Source organism: Pradoshia sp., from assembly GCF_051873915.1.
Taxonomy (GTDB): domain Bacteria; phylum Bacillota; class Bacilli; order Bacillales; family Pradoshiaceae; genus Pradoshia.
In genome coordinates this window covers 1-6,021 of sequence record NZ_JBJEFJ010000118.1, presented here as the reverse complement: position 1 = coordinate 6,021, position 6,021 = coordinate 1, and the positions used below count along the sequence as shown (strand labels likewise).

Below are 6,021 nucleotides of genomic sequence, written 5' to 3'. Positions count from 1 at the left end.
TATTTTCGCCCTAACCCCATTCTTTTCGCCCATAATATTATGCGTTCGCCCTTAAAGTAAGAAATCCTGAAAATCACATGAGAAAATCACCTCTGAGCAATGCCCAAGAGGTCAAAATAGACAAGCTGATGTTATTTCCGAAAGAAATGAACGCCTTTTTCGGCGAAAATTATTCATAAAAGCTATCCAAACAGACCCAGACTGCCCCCCACATCAAAAAAAGCAGACAGAAAACCATCCGCGGTTTTCCATCTGCTTCGTTTTGCTCGCTTCATTTCTACTATTATAATAACTGCATCAATATTTTCATGCCAAAGGCGAAGAGAATGCTTCCTCCGATTACGAAGCTGTATTTCCCCATGAAGGAGTGTACTTTCCTCCCGAGGAGCAAGCCGGCGATGGTGAGGATACAGGCAACCACTCCGAAGCAGAGGATCGCCATAAAGGCTTGGGCGCCAATCATGCCAAGAGATAGACCGACTGAAAAGCTGTCGAGGCTGACACTTGCCGCAAATAGAATCAACCCAAACCCAACCGGCGCGATGACGGCCTCCTCCTTCCCCCGCACGCCCGAGAGAAACATTTGCAGACCCAAAAACAAGAGAAGGGCCGCTCCGACAAAGGAGGCAAATGTCCCAAATTGACCAGAGAGAAATGCGCCTGATAGGATTCCTAAATAGGGCATCCACACATGGAAGAGCCCGACTGTCGTGCCGATGGCAGCGACGGATTTTAAGCGGAGCTTGAAGGAACCCATTCCAAGACCAATGGAGAACGCATCCATACCGAGCGCAAAGGCCATGATAAGCATCGTAAAAAGCTCTGATACATGTTGATGATCCATAAGAAAAACCTCCCGGGACTAGCCTGCTTCAAAAGCATATGCCTGTCCGTGGAGGTTTAGAACTTAATCCTCTTTAATGATTCTTCCGCTCGCCGCCTTAAGCAGCCGATTCATGATGGCCTCGCCGATTCCTTCATGCGGGTAAGCCTCGCCGAAAATGACGTCAGGCCCTTCATGGTCAAACTCTCGCAGGACACCGTACATATTCTCTGCGATCGTTCGCAGGTCCTTGAGCGTTCCTCCCTCGAGAATGATATCCGCTTCATACAAATGCTTATGCTCTGAAACCGTGTAAATGCCTACACGAAGTCCCTCTGCCCGCTTCTCATCCACTAAGGATTGAAGGAAGGACGGGCTTCCGTCTACGAGAGTTAGCGGTGCCTGCGGGGCATAATGCTTGTACTTCATGCCAGGTGCTTTCGGCGCTTCCTTCTCCTTCAGCAAACCTTTATCAACCTCGACATGGCCGATGATCTCCTGCAATTGCTCAATCGTTACACCGCCTGGGCGAAGAATGAGCGGTACGTCTCCTGTAATATCCAAAACGGTCGATTCCAAACCGACGCCTGTCGCTCCGCCGTCAACAATGCCGGCAATCCGTCCGTTCAGATCCTCATACACATGCTGAGCAGTTGTTGGACTTGGTTTTCCGGATAGGTTGGCGCTCGGTGCCGCAACAGGGCAGCCTGATTCTCGAATGAGCTGAAGGGCAAGCGGATGGTCCGGCATGCGAATGGCCACCGTTGCAAGGGCCGCTGTAACGGTATCAGGGAATACCCCTTCCTTCTTTTTGAAAATCAAGGTAAGCGGTCCAGGCCAGAACCTTGATATCAATGTATGTGCTACATCCGGAATTTCCTCAACTAAACCGTTCAATTGTTCCTTATGCCCAATGTGGACAATCAGTGGATTATCGCTTGGTCTTCCCTTCGCCTGATAGATATTCGCCACCGCTTGGCCATTGAGAGCATTTGCTCCCAGTCCATACACGGTCTCCGTTGGGAAGGCAATAAGCTCCCCATCACGTAAGAGGGCAGCAGCATCCACAATCTGTGGATAAATTTTGTTGTTATCCACAATGTTATCCACTTTCCAAATTTTCGTTCTCATCAATCACACCTACTGTCTATTCCAATTACAAAGCTGAAAAGCCTTATAATATCACGTTTTTTCCCTATCAGTTACCATTTATCTTTCCACAGATAAAGGACTTCCTACAGAAGATTCAACCTTATCCACAGAATGTGAATAAGTCTGACTATTTCCGTGGATAAATCCTTCCTATAAATGGCGGCTCATAAAGTATACATCCTTTATTGTACACACCTTTTCCACAACAGGCGAATCTTTCACTTTGCCCGGAAGCTGCTCACATTGGCAAGGCATAAATTGCAGTGCCTCGAAAAAGGCTCTCGCCTGTTGCTTATTCGAAACAAGGAATACCTGTTCCACACCATGCTCGCGGGCGATGGCAAGCATGGCTTCAAATAAGGCTGGTACCTGCGCATGGGCCTCAGGCAGGAAAAGGAAGGAACGGAGCAGTCCGTATTCACCACAAGACTCCAGTCCGATTATCCCTTTAATAAGGTGGTCTTCATCCTTCAAGAGAATGAACTTCCCACTCTCCACCTCTTCTTCAGCCACTTCCATTCCTGCCTGTTCCATAAATCGTACTGCCAGCTCAATGTCCTGATTCTTTGCGATGGCCATATAATACATCCCTATTTCAGTCCCCTCTCTATCATTTCTACTTCCATACATATGAATTGATAGAGTGAATAGAACTAAAACAGAGAATCAAATATCTCCTTCAGGAAAAACTTCACCTCAACCTGTTCCTCATCCCGGTCCTCATAGACAACCTTCGTTTCCTCAGCTGACTCCTCTTCATCAATCGATTGATTAATGACTTCAGCCTGTGCTGCTTCTGGCTTTTCACTCTCCTGTTCAATCGATTGATTAACTGTCTTCTCCTTTGAAACCTCTTCATCAATCGGTTGTTTAGCAGCCTCCTCCTCGGTCGTTTGCGCCTTCACGGCTGTGCCGCTATTGAAGTCAAGGAAACAAAGCGGCGGGAACAGCACGCACCACCAGTTCTCCCCTTCTCCCTCTCCAAGCGTGATCTTGATTGCCTCATATTCACCTGCAGGATATAAGTATTGGCCGTATAGCTTCGTTGGGAAAACCGTTTTCCCGAACTCGACATCTACCTTTTGCACATTGCCCTCGCGCTCCATCACTTCCATTGCAATCGCCTCAATCTCGTCCAAACGAGAGGAAATGATTTTACGTGCTTCCTCAATACTTGTCAGTTCAGCCACCCAGATGTTGATTTCTGCATTTACTTCATCTCTGATCTTCCGCTTCAATTCCTGGTCTGATTCATGATTGCTGTTTGCCAGGATTCGAAGCCGAATCGCCTCAGATGGAATGACTTGAACTTCTGCATTCGTCTCCGTTGATTTAGGTGTCATTAGACCAGCCATTGTCGCCATAGATAACAATAGAATATATAGTAAGGGTAAATACGTTCTCCCTCTCATCATCATAAGCACCGCCCTTTCACTTACAAACAGTGTGGACAGCATTGCTCTATCTTAAACTATCATTATCTAATTTTTATTGTGTGTGACAATTTTTTCCTTTATGATTTGAGGAGAAAGGAGGATGTATAGGATGGAAGATTTCATTTATGAAGAGGAGCCAGGCTTTTTTGATACGTTTGATTTATTCGATTCAGGCTTGCCTATTATCTTTGTCATCTTTTTTATCATTATTATTGGCATTTTTGCCTTTGTTATCATCTCCGGAATCATTCAATGGAATCGAAACAATGCCCAAGCAAAGCTGTCGGTTGTCGCTAAAGTTGTCACGAAGCGGACCAATACACGCTCTGAAAGCACCTGGTATTATGCCACCTTTGAGGTGGAAAGCGGGGATCGAATGGAGTTTAGCTTAAGCGGGAGAGAGTTTGGCCAGCTTGCTGAAGGAGATGTCGGTACCCTTCAGTTTCAGGGCACCCGCTATTTAGGATTTGAGAGGATTGCCTAAGGCACCCTCTCTATTCCTTTATCTCGGCAAATACCATCCGATCCTTGCCATTAATATCAAACACAATGTCTACCTCAGCTTCAGGTATCTCTTTCTGGATTAAGGCTGCTACACTCTCAGCCTGCCCAGCGCCGACCTCGAATCCGACTAACGCCGGCCGATTGAGTACTTGCGGCATCTTTGCAGCAAGCTCGCGGTAGCAATCAAGCCCGTCTTCTCCTGCAAACAGCGCCATGGACGGCTCGTGATGGGTTACAACTTCAGACATCCACTCACGGTCGCTCTCCGGGATATACGGAGGATTCGATAAGAGAATATCGACCTTTCGTCTCTCCTCTATGAGTGGATCAAGAAGATTGCCCTGTTTGAATGTAATCTCTGCCTCATGCTCGGCTGCATTCTTCCTCGCCACCTCAATAGCCTTATCCGATAAATCCACCGCCAAGACAGACAGACCTGGAAGCTCACACGCCATCGTAACGGCAATGATGCCGCTCCCGGTACCGATATCAGCGAGCGTTAATGCTTGTTCCCTGCCAAATAATCGCTTCATTTTTTCTATTGTATGGTAGATAAGCTCTTCTGTTTCCGGGCGCGGAATGAGACAATCGCCATTCACCGCAAAGGTCCGTCCGTAGAATTCCTCTGACCCAATGATGTGCTGAATAGGAACAGCCTCTACTCCATGCTTATGCACAGAATCCTTGAATTTCGCAGCGGTATCCGCCGGCAGCTCATCCTGCATGGATGCCAGCATTTGGGCACGTGTTTTCCCAAGCTGCGCCATCAAGAGCCATTCGCCGGCATTTTCGTCCCTTCCTTTTTCCCGTAAAAAAGAAGAAGCCCATTTAAGAGCTTCATAAATCTTCATCATTCTTGCTCCGCATTCTCAAGACGGCTTGCTTGGTCAGCCATAATGAGGGCATCAATGACTTCATCCAGCTTACCTTCCATGATCTGGTCAAGCTTTTGAATCGTGAGACCAATGCGGTGGTCAGTCACACGGTTTTGCGGGAAGTTGTAGGTACGGATCCGCTCAGAACGGTCACCTGTTCCAACAGCACTCTTACGGGTTTTATCATATTCTGCCTGTGCCTCTTGCTGGAACTTATCATAAATACGCGCACGAAGGACCTTCATCGCTTTTTCCTTATTCTTGATCTGGGATTTCTCATCCTGGCAGGATACAACGATTCCAGTTGGCATATGTGTCAAACGCACGGCTGACATTGTCGTGTTAACACTTTGTCCGCCAGGGCCGCTTGATGCGAATGTATCTACACGAATATCCTTATCATGAACCTCAACTTCAACCTCTTCCGCTTCCGGGAGGCAGGCTACTGTCGCTGTAGATGTATGAATCCGGCCGCCTGATTCAGTCTCAGGAACACGCTGTACACGGTGAGCACCATTCTCGAATTTCATCTTAGAGTAGGCGCCATTTCCGTTGATCATGAAGATGATTTCTTTATAGCCGCCAAGTCCGGTTGGATTGGAATCCATGACATCAATCTTCCACCCTTGTGCTTCTGCATAACGGCTGTACATGCGATAAAGACTGCCCGCGAACAAGGCCGCTTCATCCCCGCCAGCTGCACCGCGGATTTCCATGATAACGTTCTTGTCATCATTCGGGTCCTTCGGAATGAGGAGGATACGAAGCTTCTCTTCAAGCTCTGTCATCTGGCTGCTAAGCTCGTCCACTTCCTCCTTCACCATTTCACGCATGTCTGCATCCAGCTTCTCCTCAAGCATCGCTTTTGCATCTTGATACTGAGAGCGGACCTCTTTATATTCTCTATAAGCAAAAACGGTGTCCTGAATATCAGATTGCTCTTTAGAATATTCGCGGAGCTTATTTGTATCATTAACGATATCAGGGTCACTTAATAATTCATTTAATCTTTCATATCGGTCTTCAACCGCTTGTAATCGATCGATCAATTCATTCACCTCATTAACAGGTTTAGCTATCTCGGCGCTTATACCGCCATCTAATTCAATTATCTATTGTACCATACAACCCAGCAAATAAGAAAACTCACATCCGCAGACTATACAGTGAAACTTCCATCAGTTGGGTCCTCACCACTGATGGTTAGTTGAACCAATCGGGCTTTTACGGA

Annotated in this window: 7 protein-coding genes; 1 reads left to right on the top strand and 6 read right to left on the bottom strand. The window is 47.0% G+C overall.

Features of this window, described 5'->3' with window-relative positions:
- Positions 1-283: 283 nt before the first annotated feature.
- The 4 genes from ACI35L_RS10945 to spoIIR all read right to left on the bottom strand — a co-directional run bounded on the left by ACI35L_RS10945 (position 284) and on the right by spoIIR (position 3,393).
- Positions 284-844 (bottom strand): manganese efflux pump MntP, encoded by a 561-nt coding sequence (locus ACI35L_RS10945; RefSeq protein WP_049669306.1) that lies wholly within the window; start codon positions 842-844, stop codon positions 284-286.
- Between the two features lie 63 nt (positions 845-907).
- Positions 908-1,954: an L-threonylcarbamoyladenylate synthase gene (locus ACI35L_RS10940; RefSeq protein WP_439802892.1), complete on the bottom strand. Its 1,047-nt coding sequence runs from the start codon at positions 1,952-1,954 to the stop codon at positions 908-910.
- A gap of 171 nt (positions 1,955-2,125) precedes the next feature.
- The gene (locus ACI35L_RS10935; protein WP_197089882.1) at positions 2,126-2,554 is read right to left on the bottom strand and encodes a GNAT family N-acetyltransferase; all 429 of its coding nucleotides are present in this window, start codon (positions 2,552-2,554) and stop codon (positions 2,126-2,128) included.
- A 74-nt stretch (positions 2,555-2,628) separates the two neighbouring features.
- Positions 2,629-3,393 carry a stage II sporulation protein R gene (spoIIR, locus tag ACI35L_RS10930; protein WP_439802891.1) on the bottom strand — a complete coding sequence of 255 codons (765 nt, stop codon included), beginning with the start codon at positions 3,391-3,393 and terminating at the stop codon, positions 2,629-2,631.
- Between the two features lie 127 nt (positions 3,394-3,520).
- Here spoIIR and ACI35L_RS10925 point away from each other — a divergent pair, with 127 nt between their 5' ends.
- Positions 3,521-3,895: a DUF2500 domain-containing protein gene (locus tag ACI35L_RS10925; RefSeq protein ID WP_439802890.1), complete on the top strand. Its 375-nt coding sequence runs from the start codon at positions 3,521-3,523 to the stop codon at positions 3,893-3,895.
- Positions 3,896-3,905: 10 nt separating this feature from the next.
- Here the strand turns inward: ACI35L_RS10925 and prmC are convergent, their stop codons facing one another.
- On the bottom strand, positions 3,906-4,766 hold the full coding sequence (gene prmC / locus ACI35L_RS10920) for a peptide chain release factor N(5)-glutamine methyltransferase (protein WP_439802896.1): 861 nt from the start codon (positions 4,764-4,766) through the stop codon (positions 3,906-3,908).
- Positions 4,766-5,839 (bottom strand): peptide chain release factor 1, encoded by a 1,074-nt coding sequence (gene prfA, locus ACI35L_RS10915; protein ID WP_049669300.1) that lies wholly within the window; start codon positions 5,837-5,839, stop codon positions 4,766-4,768. Before prfA ends, prmC begins: the two co-directional genes overlap by 1 nt.
- Positions 5,840-6,021 lie beyond the last annotated feature (182 nt).